General features: G+C 66.6%; 24 protein-coding genes. 18 read left to right on the top strand and 6 right to left on the bottom strand.

Annotation, left to right across the window (positions count from 1 at the left end; all coding sequences use genetic code 11):
* Positions 1-145: 145 nt before the first annotated feature.
* The 5 genes from GII31_RS17610 to GII31_RS17590 are packed head-to-tail and all read left to right on the top strand — an operon-like array spanning position 146 to position 4,519.
* Positions 146-1,552 carry a cytochrome P450 gene (locus tag GII31_RS17610; protein ID WP_213244666.1) on the top strand — a complete coding sequence of 469 codons (1,407 nt, stop codon included), beginning with the start codon at positions 146-148 and terminating at the stop codon, positions 1,550-1,552.
* Positions 1,553-1,594: 42 nt separating this feature from the next.
* Positions 1,595-1,789: a ferredoxin gene (locus tag GII31_RS17605; protein WP_213244665.1), complete on the top strand. Its 195-nt coding sequence runs from the start codon at positions 1,595-1,597 to the stop codon at positions 1,787-1,789.
* Between the two features lie 30 nt (positions 1,790-1,819).
* Positions 1,820-2,365 (top strand): Cif family virulence factor, encoded by a 546-nt coding sequence (locus GII31_RS17600; protein ID WP_213244664.1) that lies wholly within the window; start codon positions 1,820-1,822, stop codon positions 2,363-2,365.
* 7 nt (positions 2,366-2,372) lie between these two features.
* Positions 2,373-3,650 carry a hypothetical protein gene (locus tag GII31_RS17595; protein WP_213244663.1) on the top strand — a complete coding sequence of 426 codons (1,278 nt, stop codon included), beginning with the start codon at positions 2,373-2,375 and terminating at the stop codon, positions 3,648-3,650.
* Positions 3,650-4,519 carry an SDR family NAD(P)-dependent oxidoreductase gene (locus GII31_RS17590; RefSeq protein ID WP_213244662.1) on the top strand — a complete coding sequence of 290 codons (870 nt, stop codon included), beginning with the start codon at positions 3,650-3,652 and terminating at the stop codon, positions 4,517-4,519. The genes GII31_RS17595 and GII31_RS17590 overlap by 1 nt, the downstream gene beginning before the upstream one ends.
* A 117-nt stretch (positions 4,520-4,636) precedes the next feature.
* Here the strand turns inward: GII31_RS17590 and GII31_RS17585 are convergent, their stop codons facing one another.
* Both GII31_RS17585 and fadD1 read right to left on the bottom strand, forming a co-directional pair.
* The gene (locus GII31_RS17585) at positions 4,637-5,650 is read right to left on the bottom strand and encodes an NAD-dependent epimerase/dehydratase family protein (protein WP_213244661.1); all 1,014 of its coding nucleotides are present in this window, start codon (positions 5,648-5,650) and stop codon (positions 4,637-4,639) included.
* Complete coding sequence (gene fadD1, locus GII31_RS17580; protein ID WP_260840075.1) at positions 5,647-7,452, bottom strand: fatty-acid--CoA ligase FadD1; 1,806 nt, start codon at positions 7,450-7,452, stop codon at positions 5,647-5,649. The genes GII31_RS17585 and fadD1 overlap by 4 nt, the downstream gene beginning before the upstream one ends.
* A 123-nt stretch (positions 7,453-7,575) precedes the next feature.
* On the opposite strand from fadD1, the gene GII31_RS17575 reads away from it, so the two are divergent.
* From GII31_RS17575 to GII31_RS17535, 9 genes are all read left to right on the top strand, one after another.
* Complete coding sequence (locus tag GII31_RS17575) at positions 7,576-8,466, top strand: PaaI family thioesterase (protein WP_213244659.1); 891 nt, start codon at positions 7,576-7,578, stop codon at positions 8,464-8,466.
* 180 nt (positions 8,467-8,646) lie between these two features.
* Complete coding sequence (locus GII31_RS17570) at positions 8,647-9,456, top strand: TIGR03084 family metal-binding protein (RefSeq protein WP_213244658.1); 810 nt, start codon at positions 8,647-8,649, stop codon at positions 9,454-9,456.
* Entirely contained in the window at positions 9,453-11,186 is a 1,734-nt protein-coding gene (locus GII31_RS17565; RefSeq protein WP_213244657.1) for an acyclic terpene utilization AtuA family protein, read from the top strand. Before GII31_RS17570 ends, GII31_RS17565 begins: the two co-directional genes overlap by 4 nt.
* Positions 11,187-11,189: 3 nt before the next feature.
* Positions 11,190-12,377 carry an acyl-CoA dehydrogenase family protein gene (locus GII31_RS17560; RefSeq protein ID WP_213244656.1) on the top strand — a complete coding sequence of 396 codons (1,188 nt, stop codon included), beginning with the start codon at positions 11,190-11,192 and terminating at the stop codon, positions 12,375-12,377.
* Entirely contained in the window at positions 12,374-13,972 is a 1,599-nt protein-coding gene (locus GII31_RS17555) for an acyl-CoA carboxylase subunit beta (protein WP_213244655.1), read from the top strand. The genes GII31_RS17560 and GII31_RS17555 overlap by 4 nt, the downstream gene beginning before the upstream one ends.
* Before the next feature lie 13 nt (positions 13,973-13,985).
* Positions 13,986-15,980, top strand: a complete 1,995-nt coding sequence (locus GII31_RS17550) for an ATP-binding protein (RefSeq protein WP_213244654.1) — start codon at positions 13,986-13,988, stop codon at positions 15,978-15,980.
* Positions 15,977-17,137 (top strand): acyl-CoA dehydrogenase family protein, encoded by a 1,161-nt coding sequence (locus GII31_RS17545; RefSeq protein WP_213244653.1) that lies wholly within the window; start codon positions 15,977-15,979, stop codon positions 17,135-17,137. Before GII31_RS17550 ends, GII31_RS17545 begins: the two co-directional genes overlap by 4 nt.
* Before the next feature lie 40 nt (positions 17,138-17,177).
* Entirely contained in the window at positions 17,178-17,993 is an 816-nt protein-coding gene (locus GII31_RS17540) for an enoyl-CoA hydratase family protein (protein WP_213244652.1), read from the top strand.
* Positions 17,990-18,592, top strand: a complete 603-nt coding sequence (locus GII31_RS17535; RefSeq protein ID WP_213244651.1) for a TetR/AcrR family transcriptional regulator — start codon at positions 17,990-17,992, stop codon at positions 18,590-18,592. The genes GII31_RS17540 and GII31_RS17535 overlap by 4 nt, the downstream gene beginning before the upstream one ends.
* 45 nt (positions 18,593-18,637) lie before the next feature.
* On the opposite strand, the gene GII31_RS17530 is transcribed toward GII31_RS17535, so the two are convergent.
* Positions 18,638-19,705, bottom strand: coding sequence for an integrase core domain-containing protein (locus tag GII31_RS17530; RefSeq protein WP_246221935.1), 1,068 nt, complete (start codon positions 19,703-19,705; stop codon positions 18,638-18,640).
* A gap of 148 nt (positions 19,706-19,853) precedes the next feature.
* A complete protein-coding gene (locus GII31_RS17525) occupies positions 19,854-21,236 on the bottom strand; it encodes a hypothetical protein (RefSeq protein WP_213244650.1) in 1,383 nt (460 codons plus the stop codon).
* Between the two features lie 51 nt (positions 21,237-21,287).
* On the opposite strand from GII31_RS17525, the gene GII31_RS22655 reads away from it, so the two are divergent.
* Complete coding sequence (locus tag GII31_RS22655; protein WP_353735573.1) at positions 21,288-21,497, top strand: twin-arginine translocation signal domain-containing protein; 210 nt, start codon at positions 21,288-21,290, stop codon at positions 21,495-21,497.
* An 86-nt stretch (positions 21,498-21,583) separates the two neighbouring features.
* Here GII31_RS22655 and GII31_RS22530 read toward each other — a convergent pair whose 3' ends face one another.
* Together GII31_RS22530 and GII31_RS22525 are read right to left on the bottom strand one after the other, a co-directional pair.
* Positions 21,584-21,877 carry a hypothetical protein gene (locus tag GII31_RS22530; RefSeq protein WP_213244648.1) on the bottom strand — a complete coding sequence of 98 codons (294 nt, stop codon included), beginning with the start codon at positions 21,875-21,877 and terminating at the stop codon, positions 21,584-21,586.
* 33 nt (positions 21,878-21,910) lie between these two features.
* Positions 21,911-22,150: a hypothetical protein gene (locus GII31_RS22525; RefSeq protein WP_213250920.1), complete on the bottom strand. Its 240-nt coding sequence runs from the start codon at positions 22,148-22,150 to the stop codon at positions 21,911-21,913.
* A 599-nt stretch (positions 22,151-22,749) separates the two neighbouring features.
* Here GII31_RS22525 and rpsL point away from each other — a divergent pair.
* The 3 genes from rpsL (at position 22,750) to fusA (ending at position 25,907) form a co-directional block, all read left to right on the top strand.
* Entirely contained in the window at positions 22,750-23,118 is a 369-nt protein-coding gene (gene rpsL, locus GII31_RS17515; protein WP_213244647.1) for a 30S ribosomal protein S12, read from the top strand.
* Positions 23,119-23,123: 5 nt separating this feature from the next.
* A complete protein-coding gene (gene rpsG / locus GII31_RS17510) occupies positions 23,124-23,594 on the top strand; it encodes a 30S ribosomal protein S7 (RefSeq protein ID WP_005193546.1) in 471 nt (156 codons plus the stop codon).
* Positions 23,595-23,789: 195 nt separating this feature from the next.
* Positions 23,790-25,907: an elongation factor G gene (fusA, locus tag GII31_RS17505; RefSeq protein WP_213244646.1), complete on the top strand. Its 2,118-nt coding sequence runs from the start codon at positions 23,790-23,792 to the stop codon at positions 25,905-25,907.
* The last annotated feature ends 102 nt before the right edge of the window (positions 25,908-26,009 follow it).

The following is a 26,009-nucleotide window of genomic DNA, read 5'->3' as shown; positions in this document are numbered from 1 at the left end:
CCGTGCGATCGGAATGTCGGCGGGTGTCCACCGGCATCGTCGGTCGGGGGTTTCGAGGCTCGCAAGCTCGCACCTCAACCGGCGGGAAGACCACAGCTCACGCCTGAATCGGCGACACAACTACCTGTGAAAGGACTGACACGTCATGACCGTCGTGACCGAATCGGGCCTGAGTGAAGACCTGAAAGAGCCCCAACGTGTGTCCGGAGGAGAGGGGGAGCACGGTCACCTCGACGAGCTCGCCACCGATCCCATCGCCCTGTTCTGGCGTATCCGCAACGAGTGCGGCGACGTCGGCAAGTTCCAGCTCGCCGACCGCGAGGTGGTGCTGGTGACCGGTGCCCAGGCCAACGAGGAGTTCTTCCGCGCACCCGACGAGGTGCTCGACCAGGCCGCCGCGTATCCGTTCATGACCCCGGTGTTCGGGGAGGGCGTGGTGTTCGACACCAGCCCCGAGGAGCGGTCGAAGGCGCTGCACAACCAGGCGCTCAAGGGTGCCCACATGAAGCAGCACGCGATCACCATCCCCAACGAGGTCGAGCGGATGATCGCGGACTGGGGCGAGCAGGGGGAAATCGACCTGCTCGAATGGTTCGGCGAGCTGACGCTGTACACCTCGTCGTCGTGTCTCATCGGCCGCAAGTTCCGTGAGAAGCTGTCCAAGCGGATCTCGGGGATCTACCACGATCTCGAACGCGGCACCGACCCGTACGCCTACGTGGATTACAACGCCGACATTGAGAGCTTCCGGCGCCGCGACGCCGCCCGCGCCGAACTCGTCGAGTTCATGGCCGGTGTGCTCAAGGAGTACGAGGCGAACCCGGAGTCGGACAAGGAGAAGCGCGACCTGCTCGACGTGCTGGTGTCGCTGAAGAACGCGGACGGCACGCCGATGTTCAGCGCCGACACCGTCACCGGCATGTTCATCTCGATGATGTTCGCCGGGCACCACACCACCCAGGGCACGGCCGCGTGGACACTGCTGGAGCTGTTGCGCAATCCCGGCTACATGGAGCAGGTTGTCGCCGAGCTCGACGACATCTACTCCGATAAGGGAGAAGGCAAGCCCGCCTACAGTTTCGCCGCGATGCGCCAGATCCCCAAGCTGGAGGCCTCGCTGAAGGAGGCGCTGCGTCTGCACCCGCCGCTGATCATCCTGATGCGGGTGGCGCAGGAGGACATCGAGGTGGAGGGCCACATCATCCACAAAGGCCAGTCGATCGCCGTCTCGCCCGCGGTGTCCAACCAGCTCGAGCCCGACTTCGTGAACGCCGGATCCTTCGACCCTGACCGGTATTTCGATCCTCGGCAGGAGGATCTGGCCAACCGGTGGACCTGGATTCCGTTCGGTGCCGGCCGGCACCGTTGTGTCGGAGCGCCTTTCGCCATCATGCAACTCAAGGCGATCTTCTCGGTGCTGCTGCAGAACTACGAGTTCGAGCTGGCGCAGCCGCCGGAGTCCTACCACAACGATCACTCCAAGATGGTTGTGCAGCTTGCCCAGCCGTGCAAGGTGCGCTACCGGCGGCGGACGTCGCCGGCGGCCCGGTAACGGCAGCTCCCGAACAGCCGAAGCAAGAAAGGCCGCACGCAGATGCGTATCGAAGTGGATCTGGACCTGTGCCAAGGACACGGCATGTGTGAACTGGAGGCCCCGGAAGTCTTCGAGGCGCACAAGGACTGGGTGGAGGTTCTCGACAAGGAACCCGACGAATCCCTGCGGGCCCAGGTGTTGGCCGCGGTCCAGTACTGCCCGACCCAAGCACTACGAATTGTCCCAGAAGCTTGACGAACCGACGACTGAACCATGGAGAGACACATGTCTTTTGATCGCGCCGAACTGGAAGAGATGAAAGAGCGCTGGCTCGCCGCCAACATCGAGGCCGAGAAGGCCGGTGACTGGAAGCCGCTCGCCGAGTTCTACACCGAGGACGCCACCTACGGCTGGAACTACGGCCCCAAGAAGGACTTCATGGCGGTGGGCCGTGAGGAGATCCGCGAACTGGCCCTCGGTCAGGAGATGGAAGGCCTGGAGGGCTGGACCTATCCGTACCAGGCGTGGGTGATCGACGACCGTACCGGCGACATGATCGGCCTGTGGAAGCAGGTCTACGAGGCTACCCGCGAGGACGGCTCGCACTACGCCCTCGACGGCATCCAGGGCTCCTGGTTCAAGTACGGCGGCAACTTCCAGTTCTCCTGGCAGCGTGACTTCTTCGACTACGGCAACGTGTCGTCACTGTTCATCGAACTGATGACGGACAAGAAGATGAGCGACTCGATGCTCAAGCGTGTCGAGAAGTCGGCCCCCGGCACCCTGCCCGGCTGGTACGACTACGGCACCGCGCCGGTCAAGTTCTGGTAGTCGCCCGATGACCAACGCAGCCCCCTACGGCGGCCTGAGTCAGGAGCAGTTGGCCACCATGGTGCCCGAACTGCTCCTGACCGGTCAGCTGATCGACCGTAGTGGCATGGCGCACCTCATCGGCGCGTTCGGACGTGATGTCATGGGGCAGGTCGCCATCGAGGAATGGATGGCGGCCAGTCCCGTGTACACCCACCGCATGCGCACCGCCCTCGGCATCGACGGCGACGGCGTGGAGGACATGTTCAAATGCCTCCAGCTCGACATCGGCGCACCACCGCAGTTCATGGACTTCCGGTACGAGATCGAGGACGAATACCACGGTTCGTTCGTACTCAATCATTGTGGCGCACTGCTCGATGTGGAACCGATGGGCGATGACTATGTCACCACCATGTGCCACGACATCGAGGACCCGACCTTCGACGCCACCGCCATCGCCACCAACCGGCGTGCCCGGATCCGGCCCATTCACCGGCCGCCACGCGCACCGGCCGACCGGCATCCGCACTGCGCGTGGACGGTCACCATCGAACCCGACCGCGAGGAACTGCCGCTGCCCGAGGACGCGGCGCGCATGTTCATGTCGCGGGCCGGTACGGTGGCGCTCTCCCCGATCGATACCTCCGCCGTCGATGGCTGGGTCGACTACCGCGGACCGCTCGTGGCCGACATCCAGTTCCGCGAATGGGCACACACCACGCTCACCCGGGTGGCCGAAGAGGTTGCGCTGCAACACCAACTACTGGCATTGGGCTTTCTGTGGAGCGTCCGCCGACAGACCGACGACGCCGACCAGATCCTCGACATCTACCGCAAACAGCTCAGCGGTATCGCCGGGATCGCGGCCGAACGGGTCCGCAATGCCCTCGGGTTGGGCAGCGGTGCGGCCGATCTGGCCAAGGTCTTCCGGCTGCATCCGTGCTTCGGTCCCGTCCAGTACACCGGGGTGAGTGCGGAGGTCATCGAAAATGCCGATGGCACTGAGGATGTGGTGGTGATCATCCCCGACGATTCACCCGCTGTCATCGACGGCGGCTGGGTGTCGGTGCTCGACGCCGAACATCTCGAACCGCTGCAGGACGCGGCCACCGCCGTCGGTGACCGCTGGGTTGTGTCCGCCGAGGACACCCAGGGCGGTCTGCGGGTCCGGATCACGCTGGGCGCCGAGAGCCGGCGGGAGTCGGGCGAGGTGGCCATCGCCCGGTTCAGCAAGGGAGCCAGCTGGGAGTTCGAGAACCGGGGCCGTTCCATCCCGATCACCCCGGTGGGTGCGAACCTCTGATGAATACACCAGGTCTGGCCGGTCAGGTGGCCGTGGTCGCGGGCGCCACCCGCGGCATCGGTCTGGCCGTCGCCTATCAGCTCGCCGGGTCGGGGGTGTCCCTGGTGATCAACGGCCGCGACCCCGATGCGGTGGACGCGGCCGTCGCCGAGATTCGTGGCAGCGGCGGCTACGCGGTCGGCGTCCGCGGATCGGCCGGCGAGGAGAGCGTCGCGCAGCAGCTGGTCGACACCGCGCTGGGTGAGTTCGGTGCGCTCGACATCGCCGTCAACTGCGCGGGAATCGCCGAACCGGCCGGTTCGACCGTCCTGACCATCACCACCGACGAGTTCCGCGCACAACTCGACGCCCACCTGATGAGCGCCTTCCACCTCACCCGGGCCGCCGGACGGGTGTTCGCCGACCAGGGGTCGGGGTCGATCGTGCTCACCGGATCGGCGGCCTCCCTCGGCATGTTCGGCGGCAGTGGCTATCCGGCGGCCAAGGGCGGGGTCAACGCGCTCGCGCTGGCCGTCGCCGCAGACCTCGGCCCCTCGGGGGTACGGGTGAACGTGATCACCCCCGGCGCCAGGTCACGGCTGTCGACGGGGGAGGACTACGAACGACACATCCACGGCCTGTACGAGCGCGGCATCCTCGACGAGTTCACCCGCGACGCGGCGCTGAACCCGGCACCGCCGGACTACGTCGCGCCGCTGTACGTGTTCCTCGCCAGTCCGGCCGCAGCTCACATCAACGGGCAGATATTCAGCGCCGCAGGAGGATTTATCGGTAAGTTCGAGCCGCATCAGCCGGGTTTCGTCGCCTATCGCGACCATGCCGACTCCGCCCCCTACACCCTGACCGAGCTGGTCGGACTACTCACGTGACACGGTGACCTCCGGTAAGTGGAGATCAGCTGCCGAAGACGGTGTGTCGCAATCACCGGTCCGTGTTTCGTGGCGGTCTTGCATCGGTCGGCCGCCGAACACCTCGGACGGACCCGGTCACACGCGTTCGGCCCGGCGCCGGTCGCGGCGCTCCACCCAGAAGCGGGCGCCCTCGGCGACGGCGTCGAGAACCGGACGCGGATGCCAATCCAGTTCGGTTTCGGCCTTGGCATGGCTCATCGGTGACATGAAGTGCATGAGACGTACCGTGTCGATGTTGAGGATCTGCGGTGTGCCGGTGACCTTCGCCAGCGCACTGCCGCCCGCGCCGATCGCGTACATCACCGGTCGCGGCAACACCGGGCGCGGTGGCCGCCGCCCGGCGGCCACCGCGGCGGTCTCGATGAGTTCACCCAGATCGAGAAACCGTTCGGAGACGATGTAGCGTTCACCGCTGCGGCCGCGCGCGGCGGCCAGCGTCATAGCCAGCGCGGCGTCGTCGACGGCGACCGACTCGGTGGCCATGCCCCGGGTGCGGAACGGAAAGCCACCCAGGGCAGGACCTTTGACAAAGACTCCGTGGTTGGTGGGTTTCCAGTCGTACGGTCCGTACGTGTTGGCCACACACATCGCCCGCACCGGCACCCGGCCCTCGCGCGCATACCGCAAAGCCACGTTCTCGGCCGCCACCCGTGACCTGATGTAGTCCGTGGCCACATCACCCCAATTGAACTCGTCGGTCTCATCGACCGTGCGGTCATGATGACCGATGGTGCCGATGGTGGAGGCGAACACGAACGACCGCAGATCGGCGCCCGCGGCGGCGTCGAGCACGTTGCGCAGGCCGTCGACGTTGGCGCGGAACAGCGGCGCCGGATCGATCAGCCAGGCGCGGGTGTCGACGGCACAGTGGAACACATCGTCCACCCCGCGCATCGCCGCGACCAGTGACGCGCGGTCGAACAGATCGCCGGTGACGCGCTCGATCCGACCGTCGCCGGCGGGGATCTCGTCGATAGCCCTGGTGTTGCTGGTGGCGCGGGTGAGCACGCGCACCTGCTCGCCGTCGGCGACCAGGCGGCGCACCACATGTGAGCCGAGAAAACCGTTGGCGCCGATCACCAGTTTCATGCGCCCGACACCTCGTAGGAGCGGGTGCGGGCAGGTCTGATCCATAGTTGCCCGCCGGCCGCGGTCGCGCCCTCGTTCTTGAGTTGGCGCTTGATGATCTTGTTGGTGGCGGTCGTCGGCAGGTCGGAGTTGATACGCACATAGCGCGGCCAGGCCTTCGGCGACAGGTCGCGCTGATCGCGGAGAAACTCCTCGAACTGCTGCGGGGACAGGGAGTCGTCGTCGCCCAGGACGATAGCCGCCATCACCGCATCCCCGACATGCTCATCGGGGACCGCGTAGACGGCCACCCGGTTGACCTGAGGTAGCCGCTGCAACACACGTTCAACGGGGCCGGCGGTCATGTTCTCGCCGTCGACACGCATCCAGTCGCCGGTGCGCCCGGCCAGATAGATCCAGTCGTCGGCGTCGACATAGGCCAGATCGCCCGACCAGTACATGCCGTCGTGCAGGCGTTCACCGGTTGCCTTGTCGTCGTTGTGGTAGCCGGTGAACAGTCCGCCGCCGCCGGTGTTGACGATCTCGCCGATCGCCTCGTCGGCGTTGAGCAGAGCGCCGTTCGCATCGAATCGCGCCCGCGGACATTCGGTGAGGGTGTCCGGGTTGTACACGGCCACACCGGGAAATCCTTTGCCGATGGAGCCGGCCGGGGTGCTCGGTTCGCGGGTGATGATCACCGCGAGCTCGGTGGAACCGTAACCGTCCCACAGCGCGCACCCGAACCGTCTGCTGAACTCGTCGAGATCGCGGTCGGAGGCCTCGTTGCCGAACCCGGCACGAAGCGGGGTGTCGGCGTCGTCGGGGCGTTCGGGGGTGGCCAGCACGTACGACAGCGCCTTGCCGACATAGTGCACATAGGTGACGCCGTAGCGGCGCAGGTCGTCGACGAAGGTGGACGCCGAGAACTGGGCGGGTACGATCGCCGCCCCGGCCACGAGCGCCACGCAATAGCCGCCGAGCAGCGCCGCCGAATGGAACAGCGGCATCGACAGGTAGCAGATGTCCTCGGAGGTGATGCCGAACTTCTGCACCAGTGGCGGGCCGGCGAACGGAATCATCATGTGCGCGAATCGGACCGGCTTGGGATTGCCGCTGGTTCCGGAGGTAAAGATCAGCATGAACGGATCCATCGGTCCGGGAACCGAATACGGAGTCAGATCTCCGGCCTGTGCTGTGCGGCCACGCCATTGGTCACCATCCACGTCGAACACCCGCACGCCGGGCAGGTCGAGGCCGTCGAGCAGCGGCCGGTGTGCCGCGTCGACAAGCAGTATCCGGCAGTCGGCGCGGGCGATATCGGCGCCCAGCGCCGCACCCCGGCGGGTGTTGTTGACCCCGACGGTCACGTACCCGCCGAGCGCGCCCGCGGCCAGCGCGATGAGCATCTGCGGGGTGTTGCCCAGCAGGACGCCGACATGCAACGGGACATTTCCCGTCGCTTCGCTCGCCGCGGTGTCATTTCCCGTCGCTTCGCTCGCCGCGGTGTCATTTCCCGTCGCTTCGCTCGCCGCGGTGTCATTTCCCGTCGCTTCGCTCGCCGCGGTGTCATTTCCCGTCGCTTCGCTCGCCGCGGTGTCATTTCCCGTCGCTTCGCTCGCCGCGGTGTCATTTCCCGTCGCTTCGCTCGCCGCGGTGTCATTTCCCGTCGCTTCGCTCGCCCCGGCGACCTCGATGGTGGCCGACGCCCAGCGGGTGGCCTCGGCGACGTACTCACGCCATGACCAGCGTTCGTCGTCGTAGATGATGGCGGGATTGTCGTCCTCGGCACGTTCGAGGAGCAGCTGTGTCACAGTGTCGGCCATCACACTAATTTAGAACATGTTCTCGTTGCCGCCTATGCCGGGTTTCGGCACCTGCTGTGATTCACCCGACACCGCATGGAACCTGAACTAGGCGTCAGGTGCGGCGCTTGGTAGACACGGTGCATGAGCTCAGCAGACACCGCCGACCAGGCGCCCGCCTTCGACAACCCGCTCACGCCGTTCGGCGTCGGCGACCTCGGCCGGGAAGGTCTGGTGGGCACGTTGGTGGGCCAGCTCGGCCCGCGCCTGGCCGACCATCGCGGCCGAATCGACCTGCCCGTGTTCGCGGTTCTGTTCGATCACGTCGGCGGCTTCCCGTTCTTCCTCGCCCAGGAGGACGGAGCGTCGACGTTGCAGTCGCGGCTGTCGATGTCGCTGCTCGCCGACGTCGCCGTCACCGAACGGCTCACCGGCCGCGCCGAGGTGCGAACCGATGACGGTACCTACGGGGTCAGCACCGTCGACCTGCGTACCGCCGCCGGGCGGCTGTGTGTGACCGGCACCGCCCGCAGCGTGCGGGTCGGTCGCGGTGGTGAGGACACCGACATGGATTCGCTCGCCGCGCCGTCCGCCGCCGGTGAGGGCTGTCTGCCCGAACCGATAGACCCCGAACTGTCCGGGCGTGACATCGTCGACGCGATCGCCGCCGGCGCCCTCGACCCCGGACCGATCGTCCGGCTGCTCGACGGCCGGATCGAGGAGGGACGGTTCGTGGTGCGCACCGCCCCCTGGATGGGCAATCACTTCGGCACCATGCACGGCGGGCTCATCGCCACCATCGTCGCGCAGGGGATATCACTTGCCGCGCAAGCTCATACCGCGCCGGGGGTGGACTACCGGGTTGCCGATCTGAGTGTCGGCTTCTATCGGTCGCCGGCCGTCGACGGCGGCGAGGTGATCGTCGAGGTGGAGCCGGTGAAGGTGGGCCGGCGCATCGGCTCGTTCGACGCGGTCCTGCGCACCCGCGATGGCCTGCTGCTCAGTAAGGCCGTCGCCGACGTGATTTTCCGCTAGGGCGGTCTTCCGCCGGGGCGATGCGCTGCCGGGGTGATGCTCTACGGGGTGATCTTCCGCCGGGTGTGGCGTGAGGAGTCGTCCGTCCTCCTTGCGTCGCGCCGGTGGGGTGTGCGGAGGCCGCTCATAAAACAAGCGTTCGTGCTTGCTTTTTTGTGGGAGGTGTGTGATCGTCTGAACATGGCGCTGATCGATGAGCTGATCGCGGACCTGCACGCCGAGTCGGCGAGCCTCGACGCGATCGTCGCGGACCTGCCCGCGCGGGACTGGGCCACGCCCACCCCGGCGGCCGGCTGGACCGTCGCTCACCAGATCGGGCATCTGTGCTGGACCGATATGGTGGCCACCATCGCCGTCACCGACCCGGACGCGTTCGGGTCGGTCCTCACCGACGCGTGGTCCAACCCGCTCGGCTTCGTCGACGCCGAGGCCGAGGCGATGGCCCGGTGCCGGCCCGCCGAGATACTCCGGGAGTGGCGGCGGTGGCGGCCCGGCCTGACCGATGCGCTGGCGGCTGTGCCCGCCGGGGCCGTGATCGCATGGTTCGGTCCGCCGATGTCGGCCGCGTCGATGGCCACCGCCCGGCTCATGGAGACCTGGGCGCACGGCCTCGACGTCGCCGAGGCGCTCGGGGTGCGCCGCGAACCCACCGACCGGATCAAGTCGATCGCGCATCTCGGGGTGCGTACCCGCGACTTCGCGTACCTGGTCAACGAACTCGAACCGCCCGCCGGACCGTTCCGGATCGAGCTGACCGCACCGTCGGGCGAACTCTGGACATGGGGACCGGTCGACGCGTCGAACACCGTGCGCGGCAGCGCCATTGACTTCTGCCTGCTCGTCACCCAGCGGCGGGCGTTCGGTGATCTGGCGTTGGCGGTGTCCGGCGCCGATGCCCGGACGTGGGTGTCGATCGCGCAATGTTTTGCCGGTCCGCCCGGGCGGGGACGAGGGGTCGGCGACGGCCCGGTACGAGGAGAGGAACGATGATCAGAGTCGGAAACGCGTCGGGCTTTTACGGGGACAGATTCACGGCGGTCCGCGAGATGCTCGAAGGCGGTGAGCTGGACTACCTGACCGGGGACTATCTGGCCGAGCTCACCATGCTCATCCTCGGCCGCGACAAGCTGAAGAATCCCGACCTCGGCTACGCCAAGACGTTCCTGCGGCAGATGGAGGACTCACTCGGTCTGGCCGTCGATCGCGGGGTGAAGATCGTCGTCAACGCCGGTGGGCTCAACCCGCATGGACTGACCGTCGCGCTGCGCGAGCTGGCCGACAGACTCGGCGTCGACGCGTCGATCGGCTTCGTCTCGGGCGACGACCTGCTGCCACGGGCACAGGCGCTGGGATTGGAGAATACCGACGGTGCGGGGACGCTCCTGACCGCCAACGCCTATCTGGGCGCGTTCGGCATCAAGGCGGCACTCGACGCGGGCGCCGACGTGGTGGTCACCGGCCGCGTCACCGATGCCTCACTGGCCATCGGCGCCGCCGCCGCCGCGCACGGCTGGGGGTACCACGACCTCGACGCGCTCGCCGGTGCGACCGTCGCCGGCCACATCATCGAATGCGGCGCCCAGGCCACCGGCGGCAACTACGCCTTCTTCACCGAGATCGGGTCCGCGACGCGCATCGGATTTCCCATCGCCGAGATCGCCGCCGACGGATCGTCGGTGATCACCAAACACGAGGGCACCGGCGGCGCGGTGACCGTGGGCACCGTGACCGCGCAACTGCTGTACGAGATCGGTGGGCCACGCTACCTCGGACCGGACGTGACCACTCGCCTGGACACCATCGAACTGAGCCAGGCGGGCCCCGACCGGGTGGCGGTGCGCGGGGTGCGGGGCGAGGCACCCCCCGCGACGGTCAAGGTGTCGCTCAATTACCTTGCCGGACTGCGCAACGAGATCAACGTGGTGCTCACCGGTCTCGACATCGACGCCAAGGCCGCACTGTTCACCGAACAGTTCGAGGCCGCACTGCCGACACGGCCGGCATCCCTGGACTGGACCCTCTCGCGACTCGACCGGCCCGACGCCGACACAGAGGAACGGGCCAGCGCGCTGCTGCGCTGCGTGGTGCGCGACACCGACCCGGCGATCGTCGGACGGACGTTCACCTCCACGGCCGTCGAACTCGCACTGGCCAGCTACCCCGGCTTCACGATGACCGCACCACCCGGACATGGCTCGCCCTATGGTGTTTTCGAACCCGGATACGTCGACGCCGGCGAGGTGGAACATCGGGTGGCGTTGCCGTCGGGGGTGGTGCAGCGCATCGACCCGAGCCCGCTGCGCGGCCGGCCGGCCGGCGACGAACCGGCCGAGCCGGTCGCCGGTTACACCGACCACGGTCCGACGCGCCGGGTGCCGCTCGGACTCATCGCCGGCGCCCGCTCCGGCGACAAGGGCGGCAGCGCGAACATCGGTGTGTGGGTGCGAAACCGGGAACAGTTCGACTGGTTGTCGGCGACCCTGGACACCGACAGGTTGCGCGAACTGCTGCCCGAGACCACGGATCTGGTGGTGCACCGCCATTCGCTGCCCAACCTGCTCGCCGTCAACTTCGTCATCGAGGGCATCCTCGGTCGCGGTGTGGCCGACAATGTCCGCTTCGACCCGCAGGCCAAGGGGCTCGGCGAGTGGTTGCGATCGAGGAATATCGATGTCCCCGAACGATTCTTGTCCGGCACAGGTGCCGGTGGGGAGGAATGAACAGTGCCGATAGGTAGCTCGGTGTGGGATACCCCCGAACGGCTCGCGCTACGGGCGACGGTGCGGGAGTTCACGGAGAAACTAATTCTGCCGCACCAGGACAGGTGGGAACGCGACGGCGAACTGCCGCATTCGCTGCACCGGGCGGCCGCCGACATCGGCCTGCTGGGGATCGGAATCGACGACGAGGTGGGCGGATCGGGCGGCGATCTGATCGACGTCACCGTCGTCGGCGAAGAACTGCACTACGCGGGAGCCGCCGGCGGCGTCTACGCCTCGCTGTTCACCCACGGAATCGCATTGCCGCACATCATCGCGGCCGCGGACCCGGCACAGATCGACACGTGGGTGCGGCCGACCCTGGCCGGTGAGACCATCGGCAGCCTGGCGATCACCGAGCCGGGCGGCGGCAGCGATGTGGGCCACCTGCGCACCCGTGCGGTCCGCGACGGCGACCACTACGTCGTGAACGGTGCCAAGACGTACATCACCTCCGGGGTACGAGCCGACTTCGTGGTGACCGCGGTCCGTACCGGCGGGCCGGGTGCGGCGGGGGTGTCACTGCTCGTGGTGGACACCGGCACACCCGGATTCACCGTCACCCGCGCACTCGACAAGATGGGCTGGCGCAGTTCGGACACCGCCGAACTGTCGTATGTGGATGTCCGGGTGCCGGTGGGCAACCTGGTGGGACCGGAGAACTCGGGATTCGCGCAGATCGCGGCGGCGTTCGTCACCGAACGTGCGGCCCTGGCGGTGCAGGCGTACGCCGGTGCACAACGCTGCCTCGACCTGACCGTGCGGTGGGCCCGTGACCGGGAGACCTTCGGCAAGCCGCTGATCTCCCGGCAGAGCGTGCAGAACACCCTCGCCGACATGGCCCGCCGCATCGACGTCGCCCGCACCTACACCCGCGCGGTGGTCGAACGGAAGGTGGCCGTCGAATCGGGAGATGCCGGCGCGGGCCCCGGCGACGACCTGCTCGCCGAGGTGTGTTTCGCCAAGAACACCGCCGTCGAAACAGGGGAATGGGTGGCCAACCAGGCGGTGCAGCTGTTCGGCGGACTCGGCTACATGACCGGTACCGAGGTCGAACGCCAGTACCGGGACATGCGGATCCTCGGCATCGGCGGCGGCACCACCGAAATACTCACCGCTCTGGCGGCAAAACGATTGGGGTATCAGCGATGACAATACTTCGCTCGAGTGTGGACGTCACCGGCGAGGCCTACGCCGACGCCGGTGCGGCGATGGCCGGGAAACTCGGCGATCTGTCCGCCGAATTCGACAAGGTGCTCGCCGGTGGTGGTGAGAAATACGTCGAGCGCCACCGCGCGCGCGGCAAGATGCTCGCCCGCGAACGGGTCGAACTGCTCATCGACCCCGATACCGCGTTCCTGGAATTGTGCCCGCTCGCCGCACACGGGTCACAGTTCCCGGTCGGTGCGTCGGTGGTGATGGGGATCGGTGTGATCGAGGGCGTCGAATGCCTGATCGTGGCCAACGACCCCACCGTCAAGGGCGGCACCTCCAACCCGTGGACCCTGCGGAAAATACTGCGGGGAAACAATATAGCGCTGGAGAACCGCCTGCCGGTGGTGTCCTTGGTGGAGTCGGGCGGGGCCGATCTGCCCACCCAGAAAGAGGTGTTCATCCCCGGCGGCCGGATGTTCCGGGACCTGACCCGGCTGTCGGCCGCCGGTATCCCCACCATCGCGCTGGTGTTCGGCAACTCCACCGCGGGCGGCGCCTACGTGCCCGGTCTGAGCGATCACGTCGTGATGATCGAGAACCAGTCGAAGGTGTTTCTGGGCGGACCGCCCCTGGTGAAGATGGCCACCGGCGAGGAAAGCGACGACGAATCCCTGGGCGGCGCACAGATGCACGCGCGCACCTCCGGCCTGGCCGACTACTACGCCACCGACGAACAGGACTGCATCCGCATCGGCCGGGGCATCGTCGCCCGCCTCAACTGGCGCAAGAAGGGGCCCGGACCGAACGTGCCGTTCCTCGAACCACGTTACGACGCTGAGGAACTCATCGGCATCGTGCCGCCCGACCTGAAAATCCCGTTCAATCCGCGTGATGTGATCGCCCGCATCGTCGACGACAGCGACTTCGACGAGTTCAAGGCCGAATACGGGTCGTCGCTGTGCACCGGCTGGGCCCGGATCCACGGCTACCCGGTGGGGATCCTGGCGAATGCGCAGGGGGTGCTGTTCAGCGCCGAATCGCAGAAGGCCACCCAGTTCATCCAGCTCGCCAACCGCAGCGACACCCCGCTGCTGTTCCTGCACAACACCACCGGCTACATGGTGGGCAAGGAGTACGAGCAGGGCGGCATCATCAAACACGGATCGGCGATGATCAACGCGGTGTCCAATTCGACGGTGCCGCACATCTCGGTCCTGATGGGTGCCAGCTACGGTGCCGGACACTACGGAATGTGCGGGCGCGCCTACGATCCGCGGTTCCTGTTCGCCTGGCCCAGCGCCAAATCCGCGGTGATGGGGGCGGCGCAACTGGCCGGCGTCATCTCCATCGTGTCGCGCGCCGCCACCGAGGCGCGCGGCGGTGTGGTCGACGAGCAGGCCGACGCCGGACTGCGCGCCATGATCGAGGCACAGATCGAACTCGAATCGGTACCCGCGTTCCTGTCGGGGATGTTGTACGACGACGGCGTGATCGACCCGCGTGACACCAGGACGGTGCTCGGCCTGTGCCTGTCGGCGATCGACTCGGCAGAGGTCACGGGCACCAGCAACTTCGGCGTCTTCCGGATGTGAGGGAAGCAATTACATGAGTATCACTTCAGTGCTGGTCGCCAACCGAGGCGAGATCGCCTGCCGGGTGTTCGCCACCTGCCGGCGGATGGGACTGTCGACGGTCGCGGTGTTCTCCGACCCCGACGCCGATATGCCGCACGTGCGGGCCGCCGACCTCGCCGTGCGGCTACCGGGACAGACCGCGGCAGACACCTACCTGCGGGGTGAGGCGGTCATCGGCGCGGCCCTGTCCGCGGGCGCCGATGCGATCCATCCGGGATACGGGTTCCTCTCCGAGAACGCCGGATTCGCGCAGGCGGTGCTCGATGCCGGTCTGGTGTGGATCGGCCCACCGCCGGCCGCGATCGAGGCGATGGGTGCCAAGGTCAACGCGAAGGAACTGATGCAGCGGGCCGGGGTTCCGGTGCTCGGTTCCATCGACCCGGCCTCGGCCACGGCCGCCGACCTGCCGCTGCTGATCAAGGCATCCGCCGGTGGCGGCGGGCGCGGCATGCGGATTGTGCGCGAGCTGGCCGACCTCGACTCTCATGTGGTGTCCGCCGCGCGAGAAGCGCAGTCGGCGTTCGGTGATCCGACCGTGTTCTGCGAGCCGTACATCGAACGCGGACACCACATCGAGGTGCAGATCCTCGCCGACACGCACGGCGGCGTGTGGGCGGTGGGCGAACGGGAATGCTCCATCCAGCGCCGGCACCAGAAGGTGGTGGAGGAGGCGCCCGCCCCGCTCGTCGACCGGGTCGGCGGCGATCTGCGGGACCGGCTGTACGCCGCCGCGCGGGATGCGGCCAAGGCGATCGACTACGTCGGCGCCGGGACCGTCGAGTTCCTGGCCGATGAACAGGGCCGGTTCTACTTCCTGGAAACCAACACCCGGTTGCAGGTGGAACACCCGGTCACCGAACTGACCACCGGTACCGACCTGGTGCAGTGGCAGCTGCGGATCGCCGCGGGCGAGCCCTTGGACGCCGCGGAACCGGTCAGTGACGGACACGCCATCGAGGTGCGCCTGTACGCCGAGGACCCTGCGGCGGACTGGCAACCCCAGTCCGGGGCGGTGCACGCCGTCGACATCCGGTCCGACAGCATGTTCTCCGGACTGTCCCGGCCGGGTATCCGCGTCGACGCCGGCATCGCATCGGGGTCGGTGATATCGACCTTCTACGATCCGATGCTGGCCAAGGTGATCTCGTGGGCGCCCGACCGGCGTCTGGCCGCCGCGATGCTTGCCCGCACCCTGGCTGATGCCGCGCTGCACGGGCCGGTCACCAACCGCGACCTGCTGGTGAACATCCTGCGGGACAAAGACTTTCTCGACGGTCACACCGACACCGGTTTCCTCGACGCCGCCGGCGACGGGTATGCCGCACTGGTCGCGCCGGCGGCCGATGACGATGCCGCGCGACTGGCCGCCCTCGCCGCGGCGTTGGCCGACGCGGCGGCCAATCGGGTGTCGGCGAGAGTCCAGGGCGGGCTGCCCGGCGGGTGGCGGAACCTGGCGTCGGGCTACCAGACCAAAAAGTTCGTGGCCGCAGGTGGTACCGACGAGATCGTCGTCCGGTACCGGCCGGCGCGGGGCGGGTATGAACTGCCGGACCACCCCGGGGTGCGGGTCGTCAGAACCGCGCCCGACGAGGTGCGTGTCGACGTCGACGGGGTGCAGCGCGCGCTGGCCGTTGCCCGGTACGACGACACCGTCTACGTCGACGGGCCGGGAATCGCCGTGGCGTTGCGGATCGTGCCGCGGTTCACCGACCCGTCCGCGGTGCGCACACCTGGCTCGCTGCTCGCGCCGATGCCAGGATCGATTGTCAGGATCGCCGTCGCGCAAGGGGATCGGGTGACCGCGGGTCAGCCGCTGATCTGGCTGGAGGCGATGAAGATGGAACACACCATCGGCGCCCCCGCCGACGGTGTCGTCGAGACACTGGCGGTCACAGAGGGACAACAACTTTCCGTCGGCGACGTACTCGCCGTGATCACCGAAGCAGCCGAAGGGGACGACGCATGAGCGCATTCACCGAAACCAGCGAGCACCGAGAGCTGCGCAACGCCGTGGCGGCTCTCGCGGCCAAATATGGGCGGGAGTATTTTCACACCTGCGCCAGAGAAGGCCGCAAGACCGACGAATTGTGGTCCGAGGCGGGCACACTCGGCTTCATCGGCGTGAACCTGCCCGAGGAGTACGGCGGTGGCGGGGCGGGCATGTACGAACTGTCGATCGTCATGGAGGAGATCGCCGCCGCGGGCACCGGCCTGCTGATGCTGGTCGTGTCACCGGCCATCTGCGGCAACATCATCGTCCGCTACGGTACCGACGAACAGAAGCAGCGGTGGGTGCCGGGCCTGGCCGACGGCACGTACACGATGGCCTTCGGAATCACCGAACCCGACGCCGGATCCAACTCGCACCGCATCAGCACCACCGCCCGCCGCGACGGCTCCGACTGGCTGCTCAGCGGACAGAAGGTCTTCATCTCCGGTGTGGACCAGGCCGATTCGGTGCTGATCGTCGCCCGCACCGAGGACGCCAGGACCGGCACACTCAAGCCGGCGTTGTTCGTGGTGCCCACAGACGCACCCGGATTCAGCCGCACCATGATCGACATGGAACTGCTGAACCCGGAGAAGCAGTTCCAGTTGTTCCTCGATGACGTACGGCTGCCCGCCGACGCACTGATCGGTGACGAGGACGCCGGCCTCGCCCAACTGTTCGCCGGGCTCAACCCCGAACGCATCATGGCCGCCGCATCCGGCATCGGACTGGCCCGCTACGCACTCGACAAGGCCGTGGACTATGTCAAGGACCGCACCGTGTGGAAGGCGCCCATCGCCACCCACCAGGCCATCGCGCATCCGCTCGCGCAGTGCAAGATCGAGATCGAGATGGCCAAGCTGATGATGCAGAAGGCGGCGGTCCTGTACGACTCGGGCGACGACCGGGGAGCCGCCGAAGCCGCCAACATGGCCAAGTACGCGGCCGGTGAGGCATGTGTGAAGACCGTTGACCAGGCGGTACATTCACTCGGTGGCAACGGGCTCACCGCCGAGTACGGGCTCGCCTCGGCACTCGCCCTGGCGAGGATCACCCGGATCGCGCCGGTGAGCCGGGAGATGATTCTCAACTTCGTCGCCCAGACGGCCCTGGGACTGCCGAAATCGTACTGAGCACGTCGTCGTGGGGTTTCGGAGCTCGAAACCCATTGAGATGACGGTGCTGGAGAAGGAGATCGTGGTGACCGAGACCAAGGTGCGGCAGGACGTCGACGCGGGAGTGCTGACGTTGACGCTGGATTCGCCGACCAACCGGAACGCGTTGAGCACAACGCTTGTCACACAGCTGGGTTCGGGGCTCGCGGAGGCCGCGCGAAACCCGGATGTGCGGGCGGTGGTGTTGACACACACCGGTGGAACATTCTGCGCCGGAGCCGACCTGAGCGAGGCCCTGGCGTCGGGTGCGACACCCGAACAGGCGTCCGCGCAGGGGACCGGTGCGATGATTGCGCTGATGCGTTCGATCCTGGAACTGCCGAAGCCGGTGATAGCCCGGATCGACGGTCACGTACGGGCCGGTGGGTTCGGTCTCGTCGCCGCCGCCGACATCGCGATCGGCGGTCCGGCGTGCACATTTGCGCTCACCGAGTCGCGGCTCGGGCTGGCGCCGGCGGTCATCTCACTGACAGTGCTACCCCGGCTTTCCTCGCGGGCGGCCTCACGCTACTTTCTGACGGGAGAGAAATTCGGCCCGGGGCAGGCCGTCGAGATCGGTCTGCTCACCGCGGCCGCCGACGACGCGGAAGGGATCGACGCACATATGACCGATGTACTGACCGGTGTTCGCAAGGCGTCGCCGCAGGGGCTGGCGGCGTCGAAGGCACTGACCACCGAACACGTCCTGGCGACATTCGCCGACTCGTCGGCCCGGCGCGCCGAGGAGTCCGCGGCACTGTTCGGCACCGATGAGGCACACGAAGGGATGACCGCGTTTTTGTCGAAGCGGAAACCGGCCTGGGATCTGACGTGACCGAACGCGTTCCGCAGCAAGAGCGTTCGCGTATCACCCGGGAAGGGTTGCTGCGCGCGGCCGTCGACGTACTGGCCGAGCAGGGCTGGTCGGCGGCCACCGTCGCCACCGTCGCCGCCCGCGCCGGGGTATCCAGGGGAGCCGCCCAGCATCATTTCCCCACCCGCGAGGCACTCGTCACCGCCACGCTGGAACAGATCTTCGCCGATCTGACCGAGGTGGCATCGTCGGCCACTGCCACTGCCACTGCCACTGGGGAGGGCGACCGCGTCGCGGCTGTTGTCCACCGCGCCGTCGGCATCTACACCGGCAAGGAGTTCAAGGCCGCGCTACAGGTGTGGGCGGCCGCGGCCTCCGACCCGGCCCTGCGCGAGCTGATCCTGCCGCTCGAGGCGAAGTTCGCCCGCGCCGCCCACCGCATGACCGTCGAGGCGCTCGGGCACTCCGACGACCAGGCACACATCCATCGCATCGCCCAGCTCACCCTCGACCTCGCGCGCGGACTCGGCCTGGCCGACACTCTCTCCGACGACTCCACACGCCGTGCCCAGGTTGTCGCGACCTACATCGACCTGGTGCGGTCGGCGCTGGGGGAGTGACGGGCGGTGCTCGGCCCCGAGCCGCGCCCGAGCAGGCGAGCGGGTTCAGAGGTTTCGGTGGAGGGCGGCGGTGATGGTGGCGGCGTCGGTGCCGTCGGGGTCCATCTGGCGATTCGTGGCCGAGCGGCGACCGGCGTACCAGCGGTCCACGGCGGTGGCCTGCTGCTCCAGATTGCAGTCGGCCCAGACGACGGGGTCCTCGCCGATGCGATAGACCTGGTCGCCGAGTTCGTTGCGGATCTGGACGTCGGCGGCATGGGAGAGAAACGCGGCCAGTGACGGGGCGTGCGCGATCTGCCAGGCGTGGACCAGTTCGTGGACGAGGATCTGGCCGATCGCCGGATAGAGGCGGTTGCCGTCGAGTGGGGCGGCGAATCCCTTGCGGCCCAGGTTGAGATAGGTGTGGCCATCGGCGCCGGGGAAGGCGAACGCCCGTCCGTTCTGAACCGAGATCGAGGTCAGGCGGACGTCGTCGAGCCAGTCGGCGTCACCGAACACCTGCACCGCGATCGCCCGCTCGTACCGGTCGAGCGGCCGGGAACGCACCCGCCACGCGATGGCCGCGGCGGCGATCGAGCCGGCCGCCGCCGACGCGACCACCCCGATCGGCCCGAGCCAGAACGTCAGCGCGAGCACGTGCGCGCCGGCCAGCAGACCGATCGTCGACGCCGGTCCGGGCAGTCGTGGGAAACCCGCGCGACGGGCGGCGGTCAGCAGCACGCCTACGGCGCCGCCGTAGACGCGGGCCACCCTGGTCGCGACCGGTGTCACGGCCCGGGCCAGTGCCGGGTTCGCCCGCGCGAATCGGGCCGCCATCACTTCGCCTTGGCGTGCGGCGGCGGCACCATCGTGCCGCCGCGCGCGGCCGGACGTTTGACGGAAGTCGACATACCAAAAGGTTACCTGTTGGTCCGGTGGGACGTGCTTGAGTTCACCGTGGGGTCTCCTGTGGTTGAACCAGTCGATGTACTCGGCGACGTCTGTCTCGACGTCGCCGACGGACTTCCAGCCACCGGTGGGTCGCATCACAGAGTTGCGGATGCATTCGGTCTTGAACAGCGAGTTCAGTGCTGCGGCCAGCACGTTGTCGTACGAATCGCCATGGCTCCCCACAGGAGAAGACTCGCAAGACCACCCACGGCGAGGGAGTCGAGACACCGCGGCCCGAGGACCGCGTCGAACGCGACTTCACCGCGTTGCCATGACTCTCATCCTTCGCTGGTTTGAGAGTCTCCATCAGACTCGGGGCGATTCACTGTGATCAGCTTTGCATGACCCAGTCCCGTATTCCGGGGATACTGTAGGCGATTTGCCATGTGCCCATGTGTTCGGATGCTCCGCCACCGGTGGATGGCACGGTTCCGGGTAAGAACGATACGTAGTTGATGTTGGTTTCCTTCGATGTAACGTCGTCAACCGCGGTGGCAAACTGTGCCTGGGTGGCTCGGGCGTCCCAGGTGGCTGTGGTGACCTGGCCGCCGTTGTCCTGGACGACGGCCATGGTCTCGTTCCCCATCGGGTATGCCTTCGCATCGCCCTGGGAAACGGTCACCCATAATCGCTTGTGTGCCAAGGGTGCCGCTTGATCGGAGGGCCATTGCCCGGCGACCACGTAGGACGTGGAGAACAGGTCGGGGTGACGGATGTTGAGGCCCAGCGTCATCATCGCACCCATCGACTGGCCGGTCGCGTGCATATGTGCCGTGTCAATCGAATACTGCGAGGTAAGGGTGTTGATCAGATTGACGGTGGTTTCGAATAGCGGTCCCGGGTTGTAGTCATCGCTGACGACGACAGTCTGGTATTGCGGTGCCACCACGAAACATTCGTGACGGGCCTGATCTTCAGGTGATGCCCAGCAGACCGCGCCGAGCCCTTGTACCAGTGTCCCTTTCACGTCGGCGCCGACGACGCTCGCGTCGTGCATGAACAGCACGAGCGGATACTTCCGTGCCGGTGAGTAGTTCTTGGGCACAAAGAGGTTGTACTGCAACGTCTGTCCGGTTGTGGCGTCGGAAAAGGTCTTCTGCTCGAACAGATCGACGAGCGGATCGACGGTCTTGGTTGTGGTGACCTCGGCGGTCGGGGTACCCGCATATGTGGTGCCTGCGGTCGTGGTGACCGCCCCGGTCTGGCTCACCGTCGCGGTCGCGGACTTGATCACCGGCTTACTGGACGATCCAAGGGGCGGGCCCGCAACGGAGGGGTCCTGACTTGCGGGTGTCGACGACTGCCCGGCCGGCGCTGTGCCGGCGGAGGGGTCCGTTGATCCCGAGGTTCCGCCGTTGGCCGGTTCGGGACCGGCCCACAGGAGTGCGTTTGAATCCGTCGGCGATAGTTCGACGATGACGAACGGGCCGTTGACCGGCGTGTCGGTGATTGCGGCTGACGTGTTCGCGTAGACCTTGGTCACTGTACGGCCGGTCACCGTAAACGAAGAGGTCGCAAGTTTGGTGGTGTCGATGTTCGAGTCGTATTCAATCCCGACCGCGATGAGTTTCTGTCCCTCGCCATACACCTGGGTGATCGCGGTCGCACTTCTCACGTGTTCCATCTCAATAGATGATCCGGAGGAGCACGCCGTGCCAATGGCCGTAACCGCGCCCACGCCGATGGTGCCGAGAATGAATTGCCGTCTGTTCATGGTTCTCCGAGGCTAGCAGCCTCTCGTGCCCGATTTCTGTAGTTCGGCTGGATGCCCGCTGTGAATCGGCGTCCGGGAACCGTGAGTGAATCACCGGCACCGATGACTCCCTTATTGTCGAGTGCCGACGTCGGAAGGGAGCAGATAACGACAAAGATTTCGCGACGGGCGTTTCTCGGTGGTGTGGCGGCCACCGCGGCGGCCTGCGTTTGGGTGAGGCCGGTGAATGCCTCACCAGCCCAAAAGTTGTTCTGCGCATAGTGGATCGTGCGCTCGACCCGAGGCTTGTCGGTCGGTGTACCCACCCTCGCAGTGTCGGTGACGAACCCGGCATGCCGACTGTAATCCTACCAACCCCGAGATAATCTCGGGTTCAGTGTGTAAGCCTGGGTAACAACAGGTTTCATGTTGTCCGGGATCAGCACCGCGAACACCTTGCGGCGCTTCCCTGTTTCCCCGTCATCAAGCATGCCCAGATGGCCGAAGTCGATCTGGTATTCCGCTCCGGGATCACCATCAACGATCCGCACCGTCGTGGTGCGGCGATACCCACACCGATCAGAGGCGAACCGGATCAACGTACGATACGGAACCACGATCCCCTGACGGCCCAACAGAACATGAATCTTGGTGACCGTCAACGGAACCGGATGCTCCTTCGTACCCCCTTTGGCTCAGGTCGTGATCTGATCAATCAACGGCACCAACGATTCTCGCGCCTGACCATGACCATCGGGCCGCACCGGACGAACCCCGGCCACCACCGACGAGATCAACTCCGCCGCCCGCGCCGCCGCCACGTACCGTCGGACCGCCTTGCGATCGACGCCCGCATGTGCGGCGATCGTAGGCAGCCCCGGCGCCGGCAACCCCATCGCCGACCCCAACCGCAACACTTCCCTGATCTCCTCCACAGCAACCTCCCTGTAGCCATGCCGCACCCGCTTCCATGACGTCGTCACAGCCGCGTCAACGGACAGACGAGAGGCCACCAGCGCGACACGCCGGTGGTCCCATAACTGGCAATCGAGGTGGCCCCATCCTCATGGCAAGAGATCAGCCCAGGGTGGTCCCTTCGCGGTGGCAGATGACACGTCGCACCTCACAACCGGCTGAAGGGGACGGCTCGACCAGCTGGAGGGGAGGATCGGGCGGTGGAGGGGACGGTCGGGTTGTGGTCGTCGTGGGTTTACCTCTTGTTTGCGCTGGGTAGGCGCTTTTTGACCTGTGCAAATCGGATCGGTAGAGTGAATCGCCGGTGCCCGGCACATGCTGGGCCAGTCTGCGTGCCCACCCGCATGCTCGGAGGTGACTCCGCGGAGGGCGTGCAGCGCTGACAGGCGCTGATACGAGGCCAGGCAACACGCCCGACCTCGGGGTAGCGATACGTGTACTGACCAGCACAAACGGGCTGGTGGGGCGAGTTGCGGAGTAACCGCGGACCTCGGTTCGCGGATGCTGCCCGGAGCACAAACCGCGACAACAGAAGATTGCCAACCAAGGAAGGGCCTCAGTGCCAACCATTAATCAGCTGGTCCGCAAGGGCCGCCACGACAAGCCGGCGAAGACCAAGACCGCGGCTCTGAAAGAGAGCCCGCAGCGTCGCGGTGTGTGCACGCGCGTGTACACCACCACCCCGAAGAAGCCGAACTCGGCGCTCCGGAAGGTCGCCCGTGTGCGACTGACCACCTCCGTCGAGGTGACCGCCTACATCCCCGGTGAGGGCCACAACCTGCAGGAGCACTCGATGGTGCTCGTCCGCGGTGGTCGTGTGAAGGACCTCCCCGGTGTTCGTTACAAGGTTATCCGCGGCTCGCTCGACACCCAGGGTGTCAAAGACCGCAAGCAGGCCCGCAGCAAATACGGCGCCAAGAAGGGATAAGCGACATGCCACGTAAAGGACCCGCCCCCAAGCGTCCGCTGATCAACGACCCGGTCTACGGTTCGCCGCTGGTCACCCAGCTGATCAACAAGATCCTCCTCGACGGCAAGAAGTCGACCGCCGAGCGCATCGTGTACCAGGCCCTCGAGCAGGCCCGTGATAAGACCGGCACCGATCCGGTCATCACCCTCAAGCGTGCGCTCGACAACGTCAAGCCCACCCTTGAGGTCAAGAGCCGTCGCGTCGGTGGTGCCACCTACCAGGTGCCGATCGAGGTCAAGCCGGGCCGCGCCAACACCCTGGCCCTGCGCTGGCTGGTCACCTTCAGCCGTCAGCGCCGGGAGAAGACCATGGTCGAGCGCCTGGCCAACGAGTTGCTGGACGCCTCCAACGGTCTGGGCGCCTCGGTGAAGCGTCGCGAGGACACGCACAAGATGGCCGAGGCCAACCGGGCCTTCGCGCACTACCGCTGGTGACGATATTCGCTTCGCGCAGTCGGTGGTAAATGGTGAGATGGTGATCATGAACCGACACGCTCCGGCCGGGACCCGGGCCCTCGCCACGAGCGGGGCCGCCCGGCCGGCCCGCCCGGCATCAGCCGGGCGGGGCGAAGCGACAACCGGCGAAAGCCACTACAGACTTACAGTCCACGAATTCCCGAAGGGAACGTAATGGCACAGGAAGTGCTCAGCGACCTCAACAAGGTTCGCAACATCGGCATCATGGCGCACATCGATGCCGGCAAGACCACCACCACCGAGCGAATCCTCTTCTACACCGGTGTGAACTACAAGATCGGTGAAACCCACGACGGTGCCTCGACCACCGACTGGATGGAGCAGGAAAAGGAGCGTGGTATCACCATCACCTCCGCCGCGGTGACGTGCTTCTGGAACAAGAACCAGATCAACATCATCGACACCCCCGGCCACGTCGACTTCACCGTCGAGGTGGAGCGTTCGTTGCGCGTCCTCGACGGCGCCGTCGCCGTGTTCGACGGCAAGGAAGGCGTCGAGCCGCAGTCCGAGCAGGTGTGGCGGCAGGCCGCCAAGTACGACGTCCCCCGGATCTGCTTCGTCAACAAGATGGACAAGCTCGGTGCGGACTTCTACTTCACCGTGCAGACCATCATCGACCGCCTCGGTGCCAAGCCGCTGGTCCTGCAACTCCCGATCGGTGCCGAGGACGACTTCGTCGGCGTCGTCGACCTCCTGGAGATGCGCGCGCTGGTCTGGCCGGGCGACGCCAAGGGCGACGTGACGATGGGTGCCTCGTACGAGGTGCAGGAGATCCCCGCGGATCTCGCCGACAAGGCCGCCGAGTACCGCGAGAAGCTGCTGGAGACCGTCGCCGAGTCGGACGAGGCACTCATGGAGAAGTACTTCTCGGGTGAGGAACTCTCCGTCGAGGAGATCAAGGGTGCTATCCGCAAGCTGACCGTCAACTCCGAGCTGTACCCGGTGCTGTGTGGTTCGGCGTTCAAGAACCGCGGCGTGCAGCCGATGCTCGACGCCGTGATCGACTTCCTGCCGACCCCGCTGGATATCGGCGAGGTGCACGGCCACAAGGTGGGTGACGAGGAACAGGAACTGATCCGCAAGCCCAGCAAGGAAGAGCCGTTCTCGGCGCTGGCCTTCAAGATCGCGGCTCACCCGTTCTTCGGCAAGCTGACGTTCGTGCGTGTGTACTCCGGTCACATCACCGCGGGCACCCAGGTGCTGAACTCCACCAAGGGCAAGAAGGAGCGCATCGGGAAGCTGTTCCAGATGCACGCCAACAAGGAAATGCCGGTCGAGGACGCCACCGCGGGCCACATCTACGCGATGATCGGTCTCAAGGACACCACCACCGGTGACACCCTGTGCGACTCGGCCTCGCCGATCGTGCTGGAGTCGATGAGCTTCCCGGACCCGGTCATCAACGTCTCGATCGAGCCGAAGACCAAGTCCGACCAGGAGAAGCTGGGCACCGCGATCCAGAAGCTCGCCGAAGAGGACCCGACCTTCTCGGTCAAGCTCGACGAGGAGACCGGCCAGACCGTCATCGGCGGCATGGGCGAGCTCCACCTCGACATCCTGGTCGACCGTATGCGTCGTGAGTTCAAGGTCGAGGCGAACGTGGGCAAGCCCCAGGTCGCCTACCGCGAAACCATTCGCCGGGTGGTGGAGAAGCACGAGTACACCCACAAGAAGCAGACCGGTGGATCGGGGCAGTTCGCCAAGGTCATCATCAAGCTCGAGCCGCTCGTGGACGCCGAGGACGGCGCCACCTACGAGTTCGAGAATGCTGTCACCGGTGGCCGTGTTCCGCGCGAGTACATCCCGTCCGTGGACGCGGGTGCGCAGGACGCCATGCAGTACGGTGTCCTCGCCGGCTACCCGCTGGTGAACCTGAAGGTGACGCTGCTCGACGGTCAGTACCACGACGTCGACTCGTCGGAAATGGCCTTCAAGATCGCCGGTGCGCAGGCCCTCAAGGAAGCCGCGAGGCAGGCCAACCCGGTCATCCTCGAACCGATCATGGCCGTCGAGGTCACCACGCCCGAGGACTACATGGGCGATGTGATCGGCGACCTGAACTCCCGCCGTGGCCAGATCCAGGCCATGGAGGAGCGCAGCGGTGCGCGCGTCGTCAAGGCGCAGGTGCCGCTGTCGGAGATGTTCGGCTACATCGGAGACCTTCGGTCGAAGACTCAGGGCCGGGCAAACTACTCCATGGTGTTCGACTCGTACGCCGAGGTTCCGGCGAACGTGTCGAAGGAGATCATCGCGAAGGCCACCGGCGAGTAGTAGTACCGCCGCCTGGTGGTGGGTGGACCACCTTCTCCGTCCACCACCGGCCCACGCGGAGCGCTTCTCGTGATGAGGACCGCGAGCGTCACCCCGGGCATC

This window comes from Gordonia pseudamarae (assembly GCF_025273675.1).
GTDB classification, from domain to species: domain Bacteria; phylum Actinomycetota; class Actinomycetes; order Mycobacteriales; family Mycobacteriaceae; genus Gordonia; species Gordonia pseudamarae.
Note: the sequence above shows the minus strand (reverse complement) of the source record. Positions and strands in the feature narration are given on the sequence as shown.